General features: G+C 72.4%; 21 protein-coding genes and 1 riboswitch. All 21 genes read left to right on the forward strand.

The window, feature by feature from the left end:
* Positions 1 to 53 precede the first annotated feature (53 nt).
* The 21 genes from pyrR to NUV38_RS10300 all read left to right on the forward strand — a co-directional run bounded on the left by pyrR (position 54) and on the right by NUV38_RS10300 (position 21,947).
* Entirely contained in the window at positions 54 to 647 is a 594-nt protein-coding gene (gene pyrR, locus NUV38_RS10200; protein ID WP_257729022.1) for a bifunctional pyr operon transcriptional regulator/uracil phosphoribosyltransferase PyrR, read from the forward strand.
* Positions 644 to 1,609, forward strand: coding sequence for an aspartate carbamoyltransferase catalytic subunit (locus NUV38_RS10205; protein ID WP_257729023.1), 966 nt, complete (start codon positions 644 to 646; stop codon positions 1,607 to 1,609). Before pyrR ends, NUV38_RS10205 begins: the two co-directional genes overlap by 4 nt.
* Positions 1,606 to 2,907, forward strand: coding sequence for a dihydroorotase (locus NUV38_RS10210; RefSeq protein WP_257729024.1), 1,302 nt, complete (start codon positions 1,606 to 1,608; stop codon positions 2,905 to 2,907). Before NUV38_RS10205 ends, NUV38_RS10210 begins: the two co-directional genes overlap by 4 nt.
* Positions 2,904 to 4,106, forward strand: a complete 1,203-nt coding sequence (gene carA, locus NUV38_RS10215; protein ID WP_257729025.1) for a glutamine-hydrolyzing carbamoyl-phosphate synthase small subunit — start codon at positions 2,904 to 2,906, stop codon at positions 4,104 to 4,106. Before NUV38_RS10210 ends, carA begins: the two co-directional genes overlap by 4 nt.
* On the forward strand, positions 4,106 to 7,453 hold the full coding sequence (gene carB, locus NUV38_RS10220) for a carbamoyl-phosphate synthase large subunit (RefSeq protein WP_257729026.1): 3,348 nt from the start codon (positions 4,106 to 4,108) through the stop codon (positions 7,451 to 7,453). The genes carA and carB overlap by 1 nt, the downstream gene beginning before the upstream one ends.
* Entirely contained in the window at positions 7,450 to 8,301 is an 852-nt protein-coding gene (gene pyrF, locus NUV38_RS10225) for an orotidine-5'-phosphate decarboxylase (protein ID WP_257729027.1), read from the forward strand. The genes carB and pyrF overlap by 4 nt, the downstream gene beginning before the upstream one ends.
* A gap of 64 nt (positions 8,302 to 8,365) precedes the next feature.
* The gene (locus tag NUV38_RS10230; protein ID WP_257729028.1) at positions 8,366 to 8,809 is read left to right on the forward strand and encodes a hypothetical protein; all 444 of its coding nucleotides are present in this window, start codon (positions 8,366 to 8,368) and stop codon (positions 8,807 to 8,809) included.
* A 61-nt stretch (positions 8,810 to 8,870) separates the two neighbouring features.
* A complete protein-coding gene (gene mihF, locus NUV38_RS10235; RefSeq protein WP_055970407.1) occupies positions 8,871 to 9,194 on the forward strand; it encodes an integration host factor, actinobacterial type in 324 nt (107 codons plus the stop codon).
* Complete coding sequence (gene gmk, locus NUV38_RS10240; protein ID WP_257729029.1) at positions 9,184 to 9,822, forward strand: guanylate kinase; 639 nt, start codon at positions 9,184 to 9,186, stop codon at positions 9,820 to 9,822. Before mihF ends, gmk begins: the two co-directional genes overlap by 11 nt.
* Positions 9,819 to 10,124, forward strand: coding sequence for a DNA-directed RNA polymerase subunit omega (rpoZ, locus tag NUV38_RS10245; RefSeq protein ID WP_257729030.1), 306 nt, complete (start codon positions 9,819 to 9,821; stop codon positions 10,122 to 10,124). Before gmk ends, rpoZ begins: the two co-directional genes overlap by 4 nt.
* Before the next feature lie 10 nt (positions 10,125 to 10,134).
* Entirely contained in the window at positions 10,135 to 11,388 is a 1,254-nt protein-coding gene (coaBC, locus tag NUV38_RS10250) for a bifunctional phosphopantothenoylcysteine decarboxylase/phosphopantothenate--cysteine ligase CoaBC (protein ID WP_257729031.1), read from the forward strand.
* Positions 11,389 to 11,482: 94 nt separating this feature from the next.
* Positions 11,483 to 12,670, forward strand: coding sequence for a methionine adenosyltransferase (gene metK / locus NUV38_RS10255; protein ID WP_055970400.1), 1,188 nt, complete (start codon positions 11,483 to 11,485; stop codon positions 12,668 to 12,670).
* A gap of 229 nt (positions 12,671 to 12,899) precedes the next feature.
* Positions 12,900 to 14,900 (forward strand): primosome assembly protein PriA, encoded by a 2,001-nt coding sequence (locus NUV38_RS10260; RefSeq protein ID WP_257729032.1) that lies wholly within the window; start codon positions 12,900 to 12,902, stop codon positions 14,898 to 14,900.
* A 57-nt stretch (positions 14,901 to 14,957) separates the two neighbouring features.
* Positions 14,958 to 15,881, forward strand: a complete 924-nt coding sequence (gene fmt, locus NUV38_RS10265; protein ID WP_257729033.1) for a methionyl-tRNA formyltransferase — start codon at positions 14,958 to 14,960, stop codon at positions 15,879 to 15,881.
* Between the two features lie 10 nt (positions 15,882 to 15,891).
* Positions 15,892 to 17,163, forward strand: a complete 1,272-nt coding sequence (locus NUV38_RS10270) for an RsmB/NOP family class I SAM-dependent RNA methyltransferase (protein ID WP_257729034.1) — start codon at positions 15,892 to 15,894, stop codon at positions 17,161 to 17,163.
* A 34-nt stretch (positions 17,164 to 17,197) separates the two neighbouring features.
* The gene (rpe, locus tag NUV38_RS10275) at positions 17,198 to 17,863 is read left to right on the forward strand and encodes a ribulose-phosphate 3-epimerase (protein ID WP_257729035.1); all 666 of its coding nucleotides are present in this window, start codon (positions 17,198 to 17,200) and stop codon (positions 17,861 to 17,863) included.
* A 96-nt stretch (positions 17,864 to 17,959) separates the two neighbouring features.
* Positions 17,960 to 18,090, forward strand: a riboswitch (FMN riboswitch).
* A 76-nt stretch (positions 18,091 to 18,166) separates the two neighbouring features.
* Entirely contained in the window at positions 18,167 to 19,219 is a 1,053-nt protein-coding gene (ribD, locus tag NUV38_RS10280; RefSeq protein ID WP_257729036.1) for a bifunctional diaminohydroxyphosphoribosylaminopyrimidine deaminase/5-amino-6-(5-phosphoribosylamino)uracil reductase RibD, read from the forward strand.
* Entirely contained in the window at positions 19,219 to 19,923 is a 705-nt protein-coding gene (locus tag NUV38_RS10285) for a riboflavin synthase (RefSeq protein WP_257729037.1), read from the forward strand. Before ribD ends, NUV38_RS10285 begins: the two co-directional genes overlap by 1 nt.
* Positions 19,920 to 21,200 carry a bifunctional 3,4-dihydroxy-2-butanone-4-phosphate synthase/GTP cyclohydrolase II gene (locus NUV38_RS10290; protein WP_055970387.1) on the forward strand — a complete coding sequence of 427 codons (1,281 nt, stop codon included), beginning with the start codon at positions 19,920 to 19,922 and terminating at the stop codon, positions 21,198 to 21,200. The genes NUV38_RS10285 and NUV38_RS10290 overlap by 4 nt, the downstream gene beginning before the upstream one ends.
* On the forward strand, positions 21,197 to 21,676 hold the full coding sequence (ribH, locus tag NUV38_RS10295) for a 6,7-dimethyl-8-ribityllumazine synthase (protein ID WP_055970385.1): 480 nt from the start codon (positions 21,197 to 21,199) through the stop codon (positions 21,674 to 21,676). Before NUV38_RS10290 ends, ribH begins: the two co-directional genes overlap by 4 nt.
* A 7-nt stretch (positions 21,677 to 21,683) precedes the next feature.
* The gene (locus tag NUV38_RS10300) at positions 21,684 to 21,947 is read left to right on the forward strand and encodes a phosphoribosyl-ATP diphosphatase (protein ID WP_055970382.1); all 264 of its coding nucleotides are present in this window, start codon (positions 21,684 to 21,686) and stop codon (positions 21,945 to 21,947) included.
* Positions 21,948 to 21,984 lie beyond the last annotated feature (37 nt).

Consider the following 21,984-nt stretch of genomic DNA (forward strand, 5'->3'; position numbering starts at 1 on the left):
TCCACTCGACATCCTTTAACCACCGTCCCGTGAGGCGGAGAAGGAGGTCAGACATGGTCGTGCCCGACGGCACATCCGGTCCTGACGCTCGTGCAGCCACCCCCTCCGACGCGGGGCGCACCGTCCTCGACGAGACCGACATCTCCCGGGCCCTCACCCGGATCACGCACGAGATCCTCGAGCGCAACCGTGATGCCGACGGTCTCGTGATCCTGGGCATCCCCACCCGCGGCGTGCCCCTCGCGAAGCGCATCGCGGCCCGCATGAGCGAGGTCGAGGGACGCCCCATCAACGCAGGCGCGCTCGACATCACGATGTACCGCGACGACCTGCACAGCGGCCCCGTCCGCTCGCTGGAGCACACCGAGATCCCCGACGACGTCGACGGGCGCACCGTCGTCCTCGTCGACGACGTGCTGATGAGCGGTCGCACCATCCGCGCCGCGCTCGACGCGCTCGCGGACCTCGGCCGCCCCAAGGCCGTCCAGCTCGCCGTCCTCGTCGACCGCGGTCACCGGGAGCTGCCGATCCGCGCCGACTTCGTGGGCAAGAACCTGCCGACGTCGCTCACCGAGAAGGTGCGCGTGCGCCTCGCGGAGGCCGACGACCGGCCCGACGCCGTCTCCATCGAGGGAGGCACGGCATGAAGCACCTGCTCAGCGCCGGCGACCTCGACCGCGACGAGGCTGTGCGGATCCTCGACACCGCGGAGGAGCTCCTCGGGGTCGCGCAGCGACCGATCAAGAAGCTGCCGACGCTGCGTGGGCGCACCGTGGTCAACCTCTTCTTCGAGGACTCCACCCGCACCCGCATCAGCTTCGAGGCGGCGGCCAAGCGGCTCTCCGCCGACGTCATCAACTTCTCCGCCAAGGGATCCAGCGCCTCCAAGGGCGAAGGTCTGAAGGACACCGCGCTCACGCTCCAGGCCATGGGCGCGGACGCCGTGGTGGTCCGGCACGGCGCGTCGGGCGCCCCGCACCGGCTGGCGCACGAGGCCTGGACGAAGGGCGCCGTGGTCAACGCCGGCGACGGCACGCACGAGCACCCCACCCAGGCCCTGCTCGACGCGTTCACCATGCGCCGTCACCTGACCGACGATTCGGCGAACGGCACCGGCGCCGACCTGGCCGGCAAGCGGGTGACGATCGTCGGTGACGTGCTGCACAGCCGAGTGGCCCGGTCCAACGCCCTGCTGCTGCACACGCTCGGCGCGCACGTCACGCTCGTCGCTCCGCCCACCTTGCTGCCCGTCGGTGTGGACACCTGGCCGGTCAAGACGTCCTACGACCTCGACGAGACCCTCGAGGGCACCGATGCGCTCATGATGCTGCGGGTCCAGGGGGAGCGGATGAACGACGCCTACTTCCCGAGCGCTCGCGAGTACAGCCGCCGCTACGGTCTCGACGTCGCCCGCATGAACCGGCTGCCGGACCACGGGATCGTCATGCACCCCGGCCCCATGAACCGCGGGATGGAGATCAGCGCCGACGTGGCCGACTCCGGCCGCTCCGTCATCGTCGAGCAGGTCACGAACGGCGTCGCCGTCCGCATGGCCGTCCTGTACCTGCTGCTCGGCGGCTCCCAGAACCAGAACGAAGGAACGGCATGACCTCCTACCTCCTGCGCCACGCCCGACCGCTGGGCGGCGACCCCGTCGACGTGCTGCTGCGCGACGGCGTCATCGTCGAGATCGGTCCGGACCTCGACGCGGACGGGGCCGTGGTGGTCGACGCCGAGGGCCTCGTGGCCCTGCCCGGTCTCGTCGACCTGCACACGCACCTGCGTGAGCCCGGTCGCGAGGACGCCGAGACGGTGCTCACCGGGACGCAGTCCGCGGCACGCGGCGGCTTCACCTGCGTGCACGCGATGGCCAACACCTCGCCCGTCGCCGACACCGCCGGCGTCGTGGAGCAGGTCTGGCGGCTCGGTCGCGAGGGCGGCTTCTGCGACGTCCAGCCGGTCGGCGCCGTCACCGTGGGCCTGAAGGGCGAGCGACTCGCCGAGCTGGGTGCCATGGCCGACTCCGCCGCCGGCGTCCGGGTGTTCTCCGACGACGGCATCTGCGTGTCCGACGCCGTCCTGATGCGCCGCGCGCTGGAGTACGTCAAGGCCTTCGACGGCGTGGTCGCCCAGCACGCGCAGGAGCCGCGGCTCACCGAGGGTGCCCAGATGAACGAGGGCGCGCTGTCCGGCGAGCTCGGTCTCGTCGGCTGGCCCGCCGTGGCGGAGGAGGCGATCATCGCCCGCGACGTGCTGCTGGCCGAGCACGTCGGCTCCCGGTTGCACGTCTGCCACCTGTCCACCCGCGGGTCGGTCGAGATCGTGCGCTGGGCCAAGAGCCGCGGCATCGACGTGACGGCCGAGGTCACGCCGCACCACCTGCTGCTCACCGACGACCTCGTGCGCAGCTACGACCCGATCTACAAGGTCAACCCGCCGCTGCGCACGGCCGACGACGTGGCAGCCGTGCGCGAGGGTCTCGCCGACGGCACGATCGACATCGTCGCCACCGACCACGCCCCCCACCCCATGGAGGACAAGGAGTGCGAGTGGTCCGCCGCCGCCTTCGGGATGATCGGCCTGGAGACCGCGCTGCCCATCGTGCAGCAGACGATGGTCGACACCGGCGCCCTCTCCTGGGAGCAGGTCGCGGAGGTGCTCTCGGCGCGTCCGGCCCGCATCGGCCGCGTGCGTGAGCACGGCCGACCGCTCGCCGTGGGCGAGCCGGCCAACGTCGTGCTGTACGACCCCGACGCCGCCCGCACCGTGGTGCCCGGGGACACCGCGTCGTTGTCGCGCAACACCCCCTACGCCGGGCGCGAGCTGCCCGGCCGTGTGGTCGCCACCTTCCTGCGTGGCGTCCCCACCGTCCTGTCCGGCGAGCTGACCGAAGGAGCGCACGCATGACCCAGATGTCCACCACCCGACCGAGCGGGTCGCGCCGTGCGCCGGTCCCCGCCGTGCTCGTCCTCGAGGACGGCCGGACGTTCCGCGGCGAGTCGTTCGGCGAGCAGGGCACGACGATCGCCGAGATCGTGTTCTCCACCGGCATGACCGGCTACCAGGAGACCCTCACCGACCCGTCGTACCGCGGCCAGATCGTCGTCATGACGGCGCCGCACATCGGCAACACCGGTGTCAACGACGAGGACTTCGAGTCCCGACGCGTGTGGGTCGACGGCTACGTCGTGCGCGACCCCTCCCGCGTGCGCAGCAGCTGGCGCGCCAACCGCTCGCTCGACGAGCTGCTCACCGAGCAGGGCGTCGTCGGCATCAGTGGTGTCGACACCCGCGCGCTCACCCGCCACCTGCGTGAGCGCGGCTCCATGCGCGCTGCCATCAGCAGCGAGTCGCGGCACGTCGACGGCCCGGTCGACGCGCTCCTCGCGCTCGTCCAGGAGGCGCCCTCGATGGAGGGCTCGAGCTTCCTCGACGACGTGACCACGCCGGAGGCCTACGTCGTGCCCGCGGTGGGGGAGAAGCGGTTCACGGTCGCGGCCGTCGACCTCGGCATCAAGGGCATGACCCCGCGCCGCATGGCCGAGCGCGGCATCGAGGTGCACGTGCTGCCCGCGTCCTCGACCATCGACGACGTGCTGGCGGTACGGCCCGACGGCGTCTTCATGTCCAACGGTCCCGGCGACCCGGCCACGGCCGACCACGTGGTCGGCGTCCTGCGCGAGGTGCTGGAGCGGCGCATCCCGTACTTCGGCATCTGCCTGGGCAACCAGATGCTCGGCCGCGCCCTCGGGCGCGGAACCTACAAGCTCAAGTACGGCCACCGCGGCATCAACCAGCCCGTGCAGGACCGCACGACCGGCAAGGTCGAGATCACGAGCCAGAACCACGGGTTCGCGGTCGACGCGCCGCTCGACGGCACCTTCGAGACGCCGTACGGCAACGCCCACGTCACCCACGTGGGCCTGAACGACCAGGTCGTCGAGGGCGTCGCGCTCGTCGACGGCCCGGCCTTCAGCGTCCAGTACCACCCCGAGGCGGCTGCCGGCCCGCACGACGCGGCCTACCTGTTCGACCGGTTCGTCCAGCTGATGGCCGACCACGCCCCCGACCACACGCCCGACACCCCTGGGAAGGACGGCGCCTGATGCCCAAGCGCACCGACATCTCGTCGATCCTCGTGATCGGCTCCGGCCCGATCGTCATCGGTCAGGCCTGCGAGTTCGACTACTCCGGCACCCAGGCCTGCCGTGTGCTCCGCGAGGAGGGCATCCGGGTCGTCCTGGTGAACTCCAACCCGGCCACGATCATGACCGACCCGGAGTTCGCCGACGCCACCTACGTCGAGCCGATCACGCCGGAGTTCGTCGAGAAGGTCATCGCGAAGGAACGCCCCGACGCCCTGCTGGCGACCCTCGGCGGCCAGACCGCCCTCAACGCGGCCATCGCGCTCGACAAGTCCGGCGTGCTGGAGAAGTACGGCGTCGAGCTGATCGGCGCATCCGTCGAGGCGATCGAGAAGGGCGAGAACCGCGAGATCTTCAAGCAGATCGTCGAGGGACTGCCGCAGGAGTGGGGCGCCGAGGTGGCCCGCTCGGTCATCTGCCACACGATGGACGAGTGCCTCGCCGGAGTCGACGCGCTCGGCGGCTACCCCGTGGTCGTGCGGCCGTCGTTCACGATGGGCGGCTCGGGCTCGGGCCTGGCCTACGACGAGGAGGACCTGCACCGCATCGCCGGTTCGGGCCTGGCCCTGAGCCCCACCACCGAGGTGCTCCTGGAGGAGTCGATCCTCGGCTGGAAGGAGTACGAGCTGGAGGTCATGCGCGACACCGCGGACAACGTGGTGATCGTGTGCTCCATCGAGAACTTCGACCCCGTGGGCGTGCACACCGGCGACTCCATCACGGTGGCGCCGGCGTTGACCCTGACCGACGTCGAGTACCAGCGTCTGCGCGACATCTCGCTCGGTGTCATCCGCGAGGTCGGCGTCGACACCGGTGGCTGCAACATCCAGTTCGCGGTGAACCCCGAGAACGGCCGGATCGTCGTCATCGAGATGAACCCGCGGGTCTCCCGGTCGTCGGCACTGGCGTCGAAGGCCACGGGCTTCCCGATCGCCAAGATCGCCGCGAAGGTGGCCATCGGCTACACGCTGGACGAGATCCCCAACGACATCACGCGCGAGACCCCCGCGTCCTTCGAGCCGACGCTCGACTACGTGGTCGTCAAGGTCCCGCGCTTCGCGTTCGAGAAGTTCCCGGCCGCCGACTCCACCCTCACCACGCACATGAAGTCCGTCGGCGAGGCGATGGCGATCGGACGGAGCTTCACCGAGGCGCTCCAGAAGGCCCTGCGGTCGCTCGAGCGCCCCGACGCGGAGTTCGACTGGACCAAGGAGTGGGTCGAGCTCGACAAGGACGCGCTGCTCGAGGAGGTCCGTCGCCCGCACGACGGTCGGCTCAAGAAGGTCATGGACGCCATCCGCGCGGGCGCCACGCCCGACGAGGTGTTCGAGGCCACGAGCATCGACCCGTGGTTCGTCGACCAGCTGGCCCTCATCAACGAGGTCGCGACCGACCTGATCGCCGCCGAGGAGCTGTCGCCCGTGCTGCTGCGTCGCGCCAAGCGGCACGGCTTCTCGGACCGGCAGATCGGTCGCATCCGCGGCATGTCCGCCGACGTCGTGCGCGGCGTGCGCCACGCCCTGGGCGTGCGGCCGGTCTACAAGACGGTCGACACCTGCGCCGCGGAGTTCGCGGCGAAGACGCCCTACCACTACTCCTCCTACGACGAGGAGACCGAGGTCGAGCCGCGCGAGAAGCCGGCCGTCCTGGTGCTCGGCAGCGGCCCGAACCGCATCGGCCAGGGCATCGAGTTCGACTACTCCTGCGTGCACGCGGTGCAGGCGCTGAGCGCGGTGGGCTACGAGACGATCATGGTCAACTGCAACCCCGAGACCGTGTCGACGGACTACGACACGGCCGACCGGCTCTACTTCGAGCCGCTCACGCTCGAGGACGTGCTGGAGGTCGTGCACGCCGAGGAGCAGGCCGGCCCAGTCGCCGGCGTCATCGTGCAGCTGGGTGGTCAGACGCCCCTGGGCCTCGCCGCCGGGCTGGAGGAGGCGGGCGTCACCATCGTCGGCACGCAGCCGTCGGCCATCGACCTCGCCGAGGAGCGGGGCGCGTTCGGCCAGGTGCTCGACGCTGCCGGGCTCGTGGCGCCCAAGAGCGGCATGGCCACCACGTTCGACCACGCGAAGCAGATCGCCGACGAGATCGGTTACCCCGTGCTGGTGCGTCCGTCGTACGTGCTGGGCGGCCGTGGCATGGAGATCGTCTACGACGAGCAGACCCTCGGTGACTACATCACCCGCGCCACGGAGATCACGCCCGAACGTCCTGTGCTGGTCGACCGGTTCCTCGACGACGCCATCGAGATCGACGTCGACGCGCTCTACGACGGAACCGAGCTGTTCCTCGGCGGGGTCATGGAGCACATCGAGGAGGCCGGCGTCCACTCCGGTGACTCCGCGTGCGCGCTGCCGCCGATCACCCTCGGCAACCTCGAGATCGACCGCATCCGCGAGGCCACCGAGGCCATCGCCCGCGGCGTCGGCGTGCGCGGCCTGGTGAACATCCAGTTCGCGCTGTCGTCGGACATCCTCTACGTCATCGAGGCCAACCCACGGGCGAGCCGCACGGTGCCGTTCGTGTCCAAGGCCACCGCGACGCCGCTCGCGAAGGCCGCCGCGCGGATCATGCTGGGGGAGAGTGTCGCCGACCTGCGTGCCGAGGGCCTGCTCCCGGCCGACCGCGACGGCGGACGGCTGCCGGACGACGCGCCCATCGCGGTCAAGGAGGCCGTGATGCCGTTCAACCGGTTCCGGACCTACGAGGGCACGTACGTCGACACCCTGCTCGGCCCGGAGATGCGCTCCACCGGCGAGGTCATGGGCTTCGACACGACGTTCGGCACCGCGTACGCCAAGAGCCAGGCGGGTGCGCAGAACGGCCTGCCGATGTCGGGCAAGGTGTTCGTGTCGGTGGCCAACCGCGACAAGCGGCACATGATCTTCCCGATCAAGCGGCTGGCCGACCTCGGCTTCGAGATCCTCGCCACTAGCGGGACGGCCGTGGTGCTCGCCCGCAACGGCGTGAAGGCCACGGTCATCCGCAAGCTGCAGGAGGAGCCGCTCCCGGGCCAGGAGCCGTCGACGATCGTCGACAAGATCCGTGACCAGGACGTCGACCTCATCATCAACACCCCGCACGGCATCTCCGGCGGTGCCAACGCACGCGTCGACGGGTACGAGATCCGCACGGCCGCCGTGGCCGAGGGCATCCCGTGCATCACGACGGTGCAGGGCCTCGCCGCCGCAGTGCAGGGCATCGAGGCGCTGCGAGAGCAGCGGGTGGGTGTCCGGTCGCTCCAGGAGTGGGCCGAACGGTTCGAGCCGGCCGCGCCCGCGACGTCGGGAGGCGCCTCGTGAGCTTCGGATCCCGTGCCCGCGCGGCGATGGACGCCTACGGTCCTGCCTGCGTCGGCATCGATCCGCACGGCTCGTTGCTCGAGGCGTGGGGCGTGGGGGACACCCTGGAGGGTCTCGACCGGTTCGCGGCCGCCTGCGTGGAGGCGTTCGCGGGCCAGGTGGGCTTCGTCAAGCCGCAGTCGGCGTTCTTCGAGCGGTTCGGTGCGCGAGGGGTGGCGATCCTCGAGCGCACACTGCAGGACCTGCGGCACACCGGCACCCTCACGATCCTCGACGTCAAGCGCGGCGACATCGGCTCCACCGCCGAGGCGTATGCCGACGCGTACCTGGACGAGGACAGCCCCATGGCCGCCGACGCCGTGACCGTGAGCCCCTACCTCGGCTTCGGCTCGCTGCGGCCGTTCCTCGAGGTGGCCGAGAAGAACGACGCCGGCGTGTTCGTGCTGGCGCTGACCTCCAACCCCGAGGGTCCGGAGGTCCAGCACGCCCTGGTCCAGCACAGCCGCTCGGCGGGGGTGCCGGGCCGTGGGCGGCAGACCGGCACCGTCGCCGGTGACGTGCTCTCGGCTCTGCGAGACGCCAACGCCGGCGCGACGCCGATGGGGTCCTACGGCGCCGTCGTGGGTGCCACGATCGGCGAGACCGACGAGGACCTCGACGTCAACGGTCCGCTCCTCGCGCCCGGCTTCGGCAGCCAGGGCGGCACCGTCGACGACCTGCGTCGGATCTTCGGCGACGTCGCGCACCTGGTGCTGCCGTCCACCTCGCGCCAGGTGCTGTCGGCCGGTCCCGACGTCGACGCGCTGCGTGCTGCGGCCGTCGCCGTGAACGACTCCCTGCAGTTGTAGGCTCACCCTGACCACCGCGCGTCTGCGCTGGTCAGAGCACCCGCATCGATTCGAGGAGACCTGCATGACGCGCCCTCGCGTGAAGCACGCCGCGACCGCCGTGGCGGCGACCCTGGCCGGTGTCCTGCTGGCAGGCTGCGGTGGGCAGAGCCCCTACTGCGGAGCCGTGGAGAAGAACGCCGACACCCTCAACTCGTTCGGCAAGACGCGCACCGACGCGGCGTACACCTCCTACTCCAAGACGTTCAAGAGCATCGCCAAGGACGCGCCCGCGGGCGTCAAGGACGACTGGACGACCCTGGCCGAGGTGACCGACGGCGTGCTCGCCGCGCAGAAGAAGGTCGGCCTGCCGCTGGAGGACATGCGTGACGAGAAGGTCGTGGCCGAGCTCGACGACGCGCAGCTCAAGACCCTGAACGACGCCTACGAGGCGTTCAACGCCACGGCTGACCAGCGCACCGCGGTGGTCAAGAACGCCAAGACCGAGTGCGAGATCACCCTGAAGTGATCGCCCTGCATCCATCGACGTCGTGGCGCGCAGGCGTCCGGCAGGAGAGAGGTAGACCATCGTGGCCCTCCCACAGCTGACGCCCGAGCAGCGGCAGGCCGCGCTCGCGAAGGCGGCACAGGCCCGCCAGGTGCGCGCCGAGGTCAAGAACCGGCTCAAGCACTCCGGTGCCAGCCTCGCCGACGTGATCGCGGAGTCGCGCGTGGACGACGTGATCGCCAAGCTGAGGGTCAGCGACCTGCTGCAGTCGATGCCCGGCGTCGGCAAGGTCCGCGCCCGCGAGATCATGGACCGCATCGGCATCGCCGACAGCCGCCGGCTCCGAGGCCTCGGCGTCAACCAGGTGCAGGCCCTCCTGCGCGAGTTCGGCAGCCGTGAGCGCTGACGGTTCCCCTGCCCGTTCCAGGCTCGTGGTGCTGGCCGGGCCGACGGCGGTCGGCAAGGGCACCGTCGCGGCCTGCGTCCGCCGCGAGCGGCCCGACATCTGGATCTCCGTCTCCGCCACGACCCGCCCACCGCGGCCGGGCGAGCAGGACGGGATGCACTACCACTTCGTGAGCGAGGCCGAGTTCGACCGCCTGGTCGAGACCGACGGCCTGCTGGAGTGGGCCGTGGTGCACGGTCGCCATCGCTACGGCACGCCCCGCGAGCCCGTGGAGCAGCGGCTGAGCGCCGGGAAGCCGGCCCTGCTCGAGCTGGACCTCCAGGGCGCACGTCAGGTCCGTGAGGCCATGCCGGAGGCTCTGATGTGCTTCCTGGCGCCCCCGTCGTTCGAGGAGCTGGAGCGTCGGCTGCTGGGACGGGGCACCGAGGGGCCCGAGGAACGCGACCGTCGGCTGCGCACCGCGCACGAGGAGCTGGCGGCCGAGAGCGAGTTCGACGTCACCATCGTCAACACCGACGTCCCGGCGGCGTGCCGGGAGTTGATAGGCTTGTTCGAGGGCCCGCGCCAGAACGACGCCGCGAGTCCGGACCAGACTTCTTCCGCCATCCATCACAGCGAGGCACAGTGACCAGCACGCGTTCCGTGGCCGAGGGCATCACGAACCCGCCCATCGACGACCTGCTCGACAAGGCCGACTCCAAGTACAAGCTGGTGCTCTACAGCGCCAAGCGTGCGCGGCAGATCAACGCCTACTACTCCCAGCTCGGCGAGGGCCTGCTCGAGTACGTCGGCCCCCTCCTCGAGACCGAGGTCCAGGAGAAGCCGCTGTCCATCGCCCTGCGCGAGATCAACGCCGGTCTCCTGACGTCGGAGGACATCGACGGCTCCGAGGCCAACAGCACCGGGACGGTCAAGGCCGAGAAGGCCTGAGCATCCGCTCATGACCGATCCCGCGGCCGGGGTGCCGGACCGACCTCGCGTCGTGCTCGGCGTCGCCGGCGGCATCGCCGCCTACAAGGCGGCGTCGTTGCTGCGCCTGTTCACCGAGTCCGGCCACGACGTGCGCGTCGTGCCCACCCGGTCCGCGCTGCAGTTCGTGGGTGCCCCCACGTGGGAGGCGCTCAGCGGGCAGCCCGTGTCCACGGAGGTCTTCGCCGACGTGCACGAGGTGCCCCACGTGCGGCTCGGCCAGCAGGCCGACCTCGTCGTGGTGGCACCCGCAACGGCCGACCTCCTGGCCAAGGCCGCCCACGGCCTGGCCGACGACCTGCTCACCAACACGCTGCTCACGGCGCGCTGCCCCGTGGTGCTGGCCCCGGCCATGCACACCGAGATGTGGGAGCACGCCGCCACCCAGGCCAACGTCGAGACGCTTCGCTCGCGCGGCGTCGTGGTCATCGAGCCCGCGGCCGGCCGACTCACCGGCAGCGACACCGGCAAGGGTCGACTCCCCGAGCCCGACGAGCTGTTCGCGGCCTGCCGGGCCCTGCTCGACGCGCCCACCCAGGACCTCGCCGGCCTGCACGTCGTGGTCTCCGCGGGAGGAACCCGCGAGTTCCTCGACCCCGTCCGGTACCTGGGCAATCGTTCGTCGGGGCGCCAGGGCATCGCGATCGCCCAGGCCGCGCTGGCACGAGGCGCCACCGTGCGTCTGGTCGCCGCGAACGTGTCGGTGCCCCTGCCTGCGGGTGTCGACGTCGTCGAGGTCGTCACCACCGCCGAGCTGCAGGCCGCCGTGGTCGACGCGGCCCGATCCGCCGACGTCGTGGTCATGGCCGCCGCTCCCGCCGACTTCCGGCCCGCCGACGTGTCGGGCCACAAGATCAAGAAGCGCGACGACGGCCGCACCCCCGTCATCGAGCTCGTCGAGAACCCCGACATCCTCGCCGGGCTGGTGCGCGACCGCACCGGTGACGCGACCCCGTTCGTCGTCGGCTTCGCGGCCGAGACCGGCGACGCCGACGGGAGCGTGGCCGACCACGCCCGGGCCAAGCTCGAGCGCAAGGGCTGCGAGCTGCTGGTGGTCAACGACGTCAGCGACGGCAAGGTGTTCGGCCAGGACGACAACGAGGCCGTCATCCTCGGCTCCGACGGGGCCGAGGTCGCCGTGCCGCGCGGTCCGAAGAGCGCCCTGGCGCACGCCGTCTGGGACGAGGTCGTCCGCCGCTCGGGACGGCGGAACGTCACGCCTTGAGCGTCGTTACACTCCCCGAGGAACCACCTGTCGCACGCGTCCCGGCATCCGCCGGTGCACCGTACGCGCACCCCACCCCACCAGGAGAGATCGAGTGAGCCGCTTCTTCACGTCCGAGTCGGTGACCGAGGGCCACCCCGACAAGATCGCCGACCAGATCAGCGACAGCGTGCTCGACGCGCTGCTCGCCGAGGACCCCAAGAGCCGCGTGGCGTGCGAGACCTACGTGACGACCGGCCTGGTGCTGGTCGGTGGCGAGGTCACGACCGAGGCCTACGTGGACATCGCGCGCATCGCCCGCGACCGGGTGCTCGAGATCGGCTACGACTCCTCCGTCAAGGGCTTCGACGGTGAGTCCTGCGCCGTGCAGGTGACGCTCGACGCGCAGAGCGCCGACATCGCCCAGGGCGTCGACGCCGCGTTCGAGAACCGCGCCGACGGCTCGGTCGACCCGCTCGACCTCCAGGGCGCCGGCGACCAGGGCCTGATGTTCGGCTTCGCGATCGACGAGACCCCCGAGCTGATGCCGCTGCCGATCACGATCGCGCACCGCCTCGCCGAGCAGCTCACGGCCGTCCGCAAGGACGGCACGCTGCCCTACCTGCGCGCCGACGGCAAGACGCAGGTGACCATCGAGTACGGCGACGACGACAAGCCCAAGCGCGTCGAGGCCATCGTGGTGTCCACCCAGCACGAGGAGGGCATCGACCTCGACGGCCAGCTCCGTGGGGACATCAAGAAGCACGTCATCGACGCGGTGCTCGCGCAGTACGACATCGACTCCAGCGACTACAAGCTGCACGTGAACCCGACGGGCCGCTTCGTCATCGGCGGCCCCATGGGCGACGTCGGCCTGACGGGTCGCAAGATCATCGTCGACACCTACGGCGGCTACGCCCGTCACGGCGGCGGCGCGTTCTCGGGCAAGGACCCGAGCAAGGTCGACCGCTCCGCCGCGTACGCGATGCGCTGGGTCGCCAAGAACATCGTGGCCGCCGGCCTGGCCACCAAGGCCGAGGTGCAGGTCGCGTACGCGATCGGCGTGGCACACCCGGTCGGGTTCTACGTCGACACCTACGGCACCGAGACGGTCCCGGTCGACAAGATCCGCGAGGCCGTGCTCGAGGTCTTCGACCTGCGTCCGGGCGCGATCGTCCGCGACCTCGACCTGCTGCGCCCGATCTACGCGCAGACCGCCGCGTACGGCCACTTCGGCCGCCCCGGCCTCCCGTGGGAGGACACCGGCCGCGCCGAGGCCCTGAAGGCCGCCGCGCACGCCTGACCGCGTCCCTCGACCGCCCGTCGCCCCTCGTGGGTGGCGGGCGGTCGTGCTGTGCGGCGGGCCGACGGCCTGGCTGCGGGCGGTCCCGGGGGTCAGGTAGGACACCCGCGGACACGACGCCTCCATCCGCGGGTGGCCTACCTCTGGGGGCTCCGGTAGCGCGGGCCACCTACCACTGACCCAGCCGGACCCCGAGCCCACCGTCCGGACCGCCTGGTAGACAGTCCGCGTGACCACCGGCGACCAGCTCGAGCTCCTCGCGGCTCCCGAGCCTGTGCCGCCGTCGGTGCCCCTCGAGGAGGGTGCCGACGAGCGGCCGGGCGAGGTCGCGCCGGTCCGCATCGCGCGGGTCGCGGTCGACACCCCGCTGCCGCACCTGGACCGGCTGTTCGACTACGCCGTCCCACCCGAGCTCGACCCGCAGCCCGTCCCCGGGTGCCGGGTCAAGGTCCGCTTCGCCGGGCGCGCGACCGACGGCTACGTCGTCGGCCTGGGGGAGACCACCGCCCACGAGGGACGTCTCGCGCCGCTCACCAAGGTCGTCTCGGCCGAGCCCGTGCTGAGTGCCGAGGTGCTGGGACTCGCCCGCGAGGTGGCCGACCGCTGGGCCGGCACGCTGTCCGACGTCCTGCGGCTGGCGGTGCCGCCGCGCCAGGCCAAGGTCGAGGCGCGTCCCTCGGTGCCGCGCCCGGACGACGACCTGCCGGGCGTCGACGACGAGGTCTGGCACCTGTGGCCGGACGGACCGGGCCTCCTCGACGCGCTGGAGTCGGGCGCCTCGCCCCGGGTGGTGTGGGAGGCGCTGCCCCTGCGCGACCCCGCCGTCGCGGTCGCGCAGGCCGCTCTCGCCACGCTGCGGTCGGGGCGGGGGACGGTGGTCTGCGTGCCCGACGCGCGCGAGCTCGACCACTGGGACGCAGCACTCACGTCGGTCCTCGGCCACGGGCGCCACGTGGTGCTCTCGTCGGGCCAGAAGCCGGCCGAGCGCTACCGGTCGTTCCTCGCCGTGGCGCGGGGCGAGGTGTCGGTGGTGCTGGGCACGCGAGCCGCTGCGTTCGCGCCCGTGCACGACCTGGGTCTCGTGGCCGTCTGGGACGACGGTGACGACCTCTACGTCGAGCCTCGGGCGCCGTACCTGCACGCGCGCGAGGTCCTGCTCACCCGGGCGGTGCGCGAGGACGCCGCGGTGCTGGTCGGCGGCTACGCGCGCACGGCCGAGGCGCAGTCGATCGTCGGCTCGGGCTGGGCACGGTCGCTGCGGGCCGAGGCCGTCACCCGACGCCGTGCGTGGCCGCGTCTCGACGTCACCGACGGCAGCGTGGCCGGTGGCGCCCCGGCGCGGCTGCCGCACGAGGTCTTCGCCGCGGTGCGCCGCGCCGACGGCCCGGTGCTGGTCCAGGTGCCGCGTCGCGGGTACCGCACGTCGTTGAGCTGTCAGGACTGCCGGACCCCGGCGCGGTGCACGGCCTGCGACGGTCCGCTTGCGCAGGGTGGCCGTGGCGCCACCCTGGCCTGCCGGTGGTGCGGCACCGAGGCTCCGCGGTGGACGTGCCCGACGTGCGGCTCCGCCAGGCTGCGCGCACCCGTCGTGGGCCAGCTGCGGACGGCGGAGGAGTACGCGGCGGCCTTCCCCGACCGTGCGGTCGTCACCTCCGGAGGCGCCGACGTCCTGGCGGAGGCACCGCCCGGCGACGTCCTCGTCCTCGCCACGCCGGGTGCCGAGCCGCGGGTCGAGGGTGGGTACGCGCTCGTGGTGCTCATGGACACCTGGCTGGCGCTGGGCCGCGACGACCTGCGGGTCGGCGAGGAGGCGCACCGGCGGTGGTTCAACGCCCTGGCGCTGGCACGGGAGCGTGCCGCGGCGGTAGCGGTGGGCGACCCGGCCACGCTGCAGGGTCTGGTGCGCGCCGACCCCGCCGGTCTGGCCGAGCGCGAGCTGGCCGAGCGCGCCGAGGCGCACCTGCCCCCGGTGGCGCGTGTCGCGGTGGTCGAGGCGCCCGCCGACGTCGTCGCCGAGCTCGCGTCCAGGTCCTGGCCGGGGGCCACCGAGGTCCTGGGGCCGGTCCCGGTGCCGACGCGCCCGGGGGAGCCGGAGCACGATCGGCTGGTGCTGCGCACACCGCGCCGCGACGGCCCTGCGCTGGCGGCGGCCCTCAAGGACGTGCAGTCCGGGCGCTCGGCGGCCAAGATCCCGCCCCTGCGGGTCAGGATCGACCCGCACGCCTTCTGACCCCGGCACGTCCTGCCCGCTCGGCCGGCGTGGGCGCACGCCCTAGACTCGGCCGACGTGAGGATCGTGTTCGCAGGTACCCCCGAGACCGCCCTGCCCTCGTTGGAGGCGCTGGTGGACAGCCGGCACGACGTGGCGGCGGTGATCACCCGCCCCGACGCGCGTCAGGGCAGGGGCCGCACCCTGCACCCCTCACCCGTCGCGGCCCGCGCCGAGGAGCTCGGCATCGAGGTCCTCAAGCCCGCCCGTGCCGACGACCCGGCCTTCCTCGACCGCCTGCGCGAGATCGGTCCGGCGTGCTGCCCGATCGTCGCCTACGGGGCGCTGCTGCGACGTGAGGCGCTCGACGTCCCGGAGTACGGCTGGCTCAACCTGCACTTCTCGGTGCTGCCCGCCTGGCGCGGTGCCGCGCCGGTGCAGCGCTCGATCATGGCCGGCGACGAGGTCACCGGGGCCACGGTCTTCAGCCTCGTCGAGGCGCTCGACGCCGGGCCTGTGCTCGGCACGATCACCGAGCGCATCCGCGAGGACGACACCGCCGGGACGCTCCTGGACAGGCTCGCGCACGAGGGCGCCCGACTGCTGGTCGACGCGATCGACCACGTCGAGGACGGTGACGCCGCGGCGGTGTCCCAGCCCGACGACGGCGTCTCCTACGCCTCGAAGCTCACCACCGACGACGCGCACGTCGACTGGACCCGCCCGGCCTTCGCGGTCGACCGCCAGGTCCGCGGGTGCACTCCTGCTCCGGGCGCGTGGTCCGTGCTGGGGGACCAGCGGATCAAGCTCGGACCGGTCTCGCCGACGTCCGAGGACACCCTCGCGCGGGGTGAGGTGCGGGCCGACAAGCACGAGGTCCGGGTCGGCACCGCGACGACCGACGTGGTCCTCGGCCAGGTGCAGCCCACCGGCAAGCGGGCCATGTCGGCCGCGGACTGGGCGCGCGGCACGTCGATCGAGCCCGGCGCGGTGCTGTCATGAGGAGGACCTCGTGAGCGACCCGTCCCGCGGCGTCGCGTACGACGTGCTGCGGGCGGCCGACGAGCGCGACGCGTACGTCAACCTCCTGCTGCCGCAGCTGCTGCGCGAACGCCGCATCGAGGGCCGCGACGCCGCGTTCGCGACCGAGCTCGTGCACGGCACGCTGCGTCTGCGGGGCACCTACGACGCCGTGATCGACTCCCTCGTCAACCGACCTCTCGACCCCGAGGTGCGCGACGTGCTGCGGCTCGGCGCCCACCAGGCGCTCTCGATGCGGGTCCCGTCGCACGCCGCGGTCTCCACGAGCGTGAGCCTCGTGCGACGCGTGGTGGGGCACAAGACGGCCGGACTGGTGAACGCGGTCATGCGCAAGATCGCGGCCGACGACCTGGACACGTGGCTCGAACGCATCCTGCAAGGTCGCGCCGGTGACGATGCGCTCGCCGTGCGGTACTCCCACCCGGATTGGATCGTCGGTGGTCTGCGGACCGCGTTGCGGTCCGTCGACGCCGCCGACGAGCTGGAGCAGCTGCTCGCGGCCGACAACGTCCCGCCTCGCGTCACGCTCGTGGCTCGTCCCGGTCTGGTCGACCCCGCGCGGCTCCCCGGGCGGCCCGGCTCGGTCTCTCCCTACGCGCGCGTGCTCGACGGGGGAGACCCGGGCGACGTCGCCGCCGTGCGCGACGGCCTGGCCGGTGTGCAGGACGAGGGGTCGCAGATGGTCGCGGTCACCCTGGCGGAGGTGACGCTCGAGGGACCGGACGCCCGGTGGCTCGACCTCTGCGCGGGACCCGGTGGCAAGGCGGCCCTCCTGGGGGCGCTCGCCGCGCAGCGAGGTGCCCACCTCGTCGCCAACGAGGTCCAGCCGCACCGGGCCGAGCTGGTGCGGCAGGGGCTGCGCGCCCTTCCCGACGTGGAGGTCACCGTCCACGACGGCCGCGAGGGACCCTGGGAGCCGGGTTCGTTCGACCGCGTGCTCGTGGACGCCCCCTGCACCGGGCTGGGTGCACTGCGCCGACGCCCGGAGTCGCGCTGGCGACGCTCGCCCGACGACCTCGCCTCGCTCGTGCCGCTGCAGCGCGACCTGCTGCGCCGTGCCGTCGAGCTGACGCGTCCTGGCGGGGTCGTCGGCTACGCCACGTGCTCGCCCCTGGTCCAGGAGACCCTCGAGGTGGTGGAGTCGGTGGGCCCCGGCGTCGCCACGCTCGAGTCGGTGCACCGCTGGTGGCCGCACCGCGACGGCACCGACGCCATGTTCCTCGCGCTCCTGCGCCGCCGCTGACCGCCGGGAACGGGACGCCACTACGCTGTCGGCCATGGCCATCCAGATCACGCCGAGCCTGCTCAACGCCGACTTCGCGAACCTGGCGGGTGAAGCGGCGCGGATCCCGACGGCCGACTGGCTGCACATGGACGTCATGGACAACCACTTCGTGCCCAACCTGACGCTCGGGGCCCCGGTCATCGAGGCGTTGAGCAAGGCGGCCGACCAGCCGATCGACGCTCACCTGATGATCGCCGACCCGGACCGCTGGGCACCGCAGTTCGTGGAGGCCGGAGCGGGCAGCGTCACCTTCCACGTGGAGGCCGCGCACGCGCCCGTGCGGCTGGCGCGCGAGATCCGCGCGCAGGGTGCACGCGCGTCCATGGCGCTGAAGCCGGCCACCCCCATCGAGCCGTACGCCGACCTGCTCCCCGAGCTCGACATGGTGCTCGTCATGACCGTCGAGCCCGGGTTCGGTGGTCAGAAGTTCCTCGACCTGTGCCTGCCGAAGATCCGCCGCACGCGTGAGCTCATCGAGCGCACCGGCGGCGAGATCTGGCTGCAGGTCGACGGCGGGGTCTCGGTCGAGACCATCGAGCGGTGCGCCGAGGCCGGTGCCGACACCTTCGTCGCCGGCTCCGCGGTGTTCGGCGCCGACGACCCCGGCGCCATGGTCGAGACGCTGCGCGGGCTCGCCGACGCCGCCTGCCGCCACTGAGACGGACGCCTCGGGACGTGGTCCCGGTCTCTCATCGGGAGACGGCGGCCGAGGGTCTCGTGCGCCCGGCTACACTTTCGCCGTACGAGCAACAGCTCGCGTGTTCCGGGGTCGGTGCAATTCCGAGCCGGCGGTCATAGTCCGCGACCCGCCCTCCTTCGGGAGGATGGTTGAACCGGTGGAACTCCGGTACCGACGGTGAAAGTCCGGATGAGAGGCACACGCGGGGTCTGGCGCCGGGTCCGAGCGGACCCGTGCCCCGACCCGACGACCCCGGATCGGCGAGCCCGACCGGAGGACACGATGGGCACCGAGGCTGGACGCAGCGGCACCGAGCAGCAGGCCATGCGCGTGGCGATCGACGCCGCGCGCTCCGTGCCTCGCGCGCTTCCCAACCCTCGGGTCGGGTGCGTCCTGCTGACTCCCGCGGGGGAGCAGCTGGCGGTCGGCCTGCACCGGGGTGCGGGGACGCCGCACGCCGAGGTCGACGCGCTCCAGCAGGCCGGCGACGCCGCGCGTGGGGCCACGGCGGTCGTCACGCTCGAGCCGTGCGCGCACACCGGGCGCACCGGCCCGTGCGTCGAGGCGCTGCTGGAGGCAGGGGTGGCCCGGGTCGTGTTCGCCCAGACCGACCCGAACCCCGACGCCGCAGGTGGCGCCGACCGCCTGAGGGCGGCCGGCGTCGAGGTCGAGTCCGGGCTGCTCGCCGACGAGGCCGCCGAGCTGAACGTGGAGTGGACCTTCGCCCTCACCCACGGTCGCCCCTTCGTCACCTGGAAGTACGCCGCGACCATGGACGGCCTGAGCGCCGCTCCCGACGGCTCGAGCAAGTGGATCACCTCGGCCGAGGCCCGACGCGACGTGCAGCGCTTCCGTGCCGGTGCCGACGCGATCATGGCCGGGACCGGCGCGGTCCTGGCCGACGACCCGCGCCTGACCGTCCGCGACGCCGACGACCTCCCGCTCCCGTACGACCAGCAGCCGTTGCGCGTCGTGGTGGGGGAGACCCACATCCCCTCGTACTACCGGGTGTTCGACCGGGTGGCGCCGACGTTGCTCGTGCAGAGCCGCGAGCCCGACGAGGTGCTCGCGAAGATGGTCGAGAACGGCATCCGGCACGTGTGGCTCGAGGGCGGTCCCCGCCTGGCCGGCGCGTTCTGGAACGCGGGCCTGGTCGACCGCGTGATCGGCTACATCGCTCCCGCGATGCTCGGATCGGGCCGGGCGGCGCTGGAGGGCGAGGCGGCGACGCTGGCCGACCTGCGTCCCATCGACCTGCACGACGTCGCGCGGATCGGCCCCGACATCCGCATCATCGGCACGCCGGGCCGTGCCCCACGTGAGGAGATGCCCTGATGTTCACCGGACTCGTGGAGGAGAAGGGCGTCGTCACGGCGATCGAGCCGCTCGGCGACTCCGTGCGCCTCTCGGTGCGCGGCCCCGTCGTCACGGCCGACGCGACGCACGGCGCCTCGATCTCCGTGAACGGCTGCTGCCTCACGGTCATGGCCCTGTCGTCGCAGGAGGGGGACGGCGACGTCTTCAGCGCCGACGTCATGGCCGAGTCGCTCGACCGCACGTCGCTCGGTGGCCTGGAGGTCGGTGACGAGGTCAACCTCGAGCGCGCCATGCAGGCCGGTGCGCGCATGGGCGGGCACATCGTGCAGGGGCACGTCGACGGCACCGGAGCGCTGGTCGACCGCACGCCGAGCGAGCACTGGGACGTGCTGCGCTTCTCCCTGCCGACCGAGCTGGCCCGCTACCTGGTCCCCAAGGGCTCGATCACGGTCCAGGGGGTGTCGCTCACGGTCGTCGAGGTCGTCGACGCCCCCGGCGGGGGTGCCGGGCCGGGGGCGGCGGACGACACTGCCCCCGGCGGGGGTGCCGGGCCGGGGGCGGCGGACGCCTGGTTCTCGGTCTCCCTCATCCCCACCACCCTCGCGGACACGACGCTCGGCACCCTCGCCCCCGGCGACGCGGTGAACCTCGAGGTCGACGTCCTCGCCAAGTACGTGGAGCGGCTGCTCGCCGCCCGCCTCCCGAAGGAGCAGCAGTCATGACGACGTATTCGGACGCCGGCGGCGACACGGTCCGCCTCGACAGCATCGAGCGGGCGATCGCCGACATCCGCGACGGCAAGGCCGTCGTGGTGGTCGACGACCCGGGCCGCGAGAACGAGGGCGACATCATCTTCGCCGCGAGCAAGGCCACGCCGGAGCTGATGGGCTTCCTGGTGCGGTACTCCAGCGGCTACGTGTGCGCACCCGCGCCGGGGGCCATCCTCGACCGGCTCGGCATTCCGCTCATGACGCCGCACAACCGCGAGATGATGCGCACCGCCTACACGATCTCGATCGACGCCCGCGACGGCATCACCACCGGCATCTCGGCAGCCGACCGGGCGCGCACGGTCCGGGTGCTCGCCGACTCGGCGACCGAGCCGTTCGAGCTGGTCATGCCGGGCCACGTGCTGCCCCTGCGTGCGAAGGAGGGTGGCGTCCTGGCGCGCGCCGGACACACCGAGGCCGCGGTGGACCTCACCCGGCTCGCGGGCCTGACGCCGGTCGGCGTGATCGGCGAGGTCGTGCACGACGACGGCACCCTCATGCGGGCGCCCGCCCTGCGCGCGTTCGCCGACGAGCACGACCTGGCCCTCGTGTCGATCGAGGACCTGCAGGTGCACCTGCGTCTGCACGAGTCCCAGGTCGAGCGACTCGCCACGACGACGCTCCCCACCGAGTTCGGCACCTTCGCCGCACACGGCTTCCGCGACACGATCGACGGGGCCGAGCACGTGGCCCTCGTGCACGGAGACCTCGCCGCGGCGGCCGCAGAGGGTGCGAGCGTGCTGGTCCGTCTGCACTCGGAGTGCCTGACCGGCGACGTGTTCGGCTCGCGGCGCTGCGACTGCGGGCCCCAGCTCCAGGCGTCCATGGCGGCGGTCAAGGCCGAGGGGGCGGGCGTGGTGGTGTACCTGCGCGGTCACGAGGGCCGAGGGATCGGTCTGCTGCACAAGCTGCAGGCCTACGCCCTGCAGGACGCCGGCCGAGACACGGTCGACGCCAACCTCGCCCTCGGGTTCGGCGAGGACGAGCGCGACTACGCCGCCGGCGCCCAGATGCTGCGCGACCTCGGCATCGGCTCGGTCCGGCTGCTCACCAACAACCCGGACAAGGCGACGCAGCTGGAGGCCTACGGCGTGAAGGTGGCCGAGCGGATCTCCCTGCAGATCCAGCCGACCGCCGAGAACATCCAGTACCTGAGGACCAAGGCGGAGCGGATGGGTCACGACCTGCCCGACCTGGGCCTCGACGAGACGACGGGAACGACGGCATGAGCGGACACGGAGCACCCACCCTGCAGGTCGACGCCACGGGGGCCCGGGTGGCCGTCGTGGCCTCCAGCTGGCACGACCAGGTGATGGACGGCCTGATCGCGGGCGCCCAGCGCGCCCTGTCGGACGCCGGGGTCACCGACGCCACGCTCGTGCGGGCCGCCGGTTCGTTCGAGCTGCCGCTGGTCGCCCAGGGGTGCGCGGCGGCCGGCTTCGACGCGGTCGTGGCCCTGGGCGTGATCATCCGAGGCGGCACACCTCACTTCGAGTACGTCTCGGCCGCAGCCACCGACGGCCTCGCGCGGGTGTCCCTCGACACGGGTGTGCCGGTGGGTTTCGGTCTGCTGACGTGCGACACCGAGCAGCAGGCGCTCGACCGCGCCGGGCTCGAGGGCAGCGTCGAGGACAAGGGTCGCGAGGCCGCCGAGGCCGCGCTGTCGACCTGGGCGACCCTGCGCACGCTGGCCTCCCTAGACTGAGGTCACCATGAAGACCTTCGACGACCTGTTCGCCGAGCTCGCCGCCAAGGCCAGCGACCGGCCCGAGGGCTCGCGCACCGTCGCCGAGCTCGATGCCGGCGTGCACGCGATCGGCAAGAAGCTGGTCGAGGAGGCCGCCGAGTCCTGGATGGCCGCCGAGCACGAGGGCCCCGAGCGCACGGCCGAGGAGATCAGCCAGCTGCTCTACCACGCCCAGGTCATGATGATCGCCGCCGGCATCTCGCTCGACGACGTCTACGCGCATCTGTGACGACAGCGGACCCAGCACCTCCTCGGGCCGTGCCGCT

Origin of the sequence: Aeromicrobium sp. 50.2.37 (genome assembly GCF_024655735.1) — a bacterium.
Lineage (GTDB): Bacteria > Actinomycetota > Actinomycetes > Propionibacteriales > Nocardioidaceae > Aeromicrobium.

Bases quoted from the DNA above. Each gene is read 5' to 3' on its own strand.
- NUV38_RS10230 (WP_257729028.1), top strand. From the start codon at position 8,366: ATGACGCGCCCTCGCGTGAAGCACGCCGCGACCGCCGTGGCGGCGACC.
- NUV38_RS10285 (WP_257729037.1), top strand. From the start codon at position 19,219: ATGTTCACCGGACTCGTGGAGGAGAAGGGCGTCGTCACGGCGATCGAG.
- coaBC (WP_257729031.1), top strand. From the start codon at position 10,135: ATGACCGATCCCGCGGCCGGGGTGCCGGACCGACCTCGCGTCGTGCTC.
- rpe (WP_257729035.1), top strand. From the start codon at position 17,198: ATGGCCATCCAGATCACGCCGAGCCTGCTCAACGCCGACTTCGCGAAC.
- ribH (WP_055970385.1), top strand. From the start codon at position 21,197: ATGAGCGGACACGGAGCACCCACCCTGCAGGTCGACGCCACGGGGGCC.
- pyrR (WP_257729022.1), top strand. From the start codon at position 54: ATGGTCGTGCCCGACGGCACATCCGGTCCTGACGCTCGTGCAGCCACC.
- NUV38_RS10290 (WP_055970387.1), top strand. From the start codon at position 19,920: ATGACGACGTATTCGGACGCCGGCGGCGACACGGTCCGCCTCGACAGC.
- carA (WP_257729025.1), top strand. From the start codon at position 2,904: ATGACCCAGATGTCCACCACCCGACCGAGCGGGTCGCGCCGTGCGCCG.
- carB (WP_257729026.1), top strand. From the start codon at position 4,106: ATGCCCAAGCGCACCGACATCTCGTCGATCCTCGTGATCGGCTCCGGC.
- NUV38_RS10210 (WP_257729024.1), top strand. From the start codon at position 1,606: ATGACCTCCTACCTCCTGCGCCACGCCCGACCGCTGGGCGGCGACCCC.
- NUV38_RS10205 (WP_257729023.1), top strand. From the start codon at position 644: ATGAAGCACCTGCTCAGCGCCGGCGACCTCGACCGCGACGAGGCTGTG.
- NUV38_RS10300 (WP_055970382.1), top strand. From the start codon at position 21,684: ATGAAGACCTTCGACGACCTGTTCGCCGAGCTCGCCGCCAAGGCCAGC.
- ribD (WP_257729036.1), top strand. From the start codon at position 18,167: ATGGGCACCGAGGCTGGACGCAGCGGCACCGAGCAGCAGGCCATGCGC.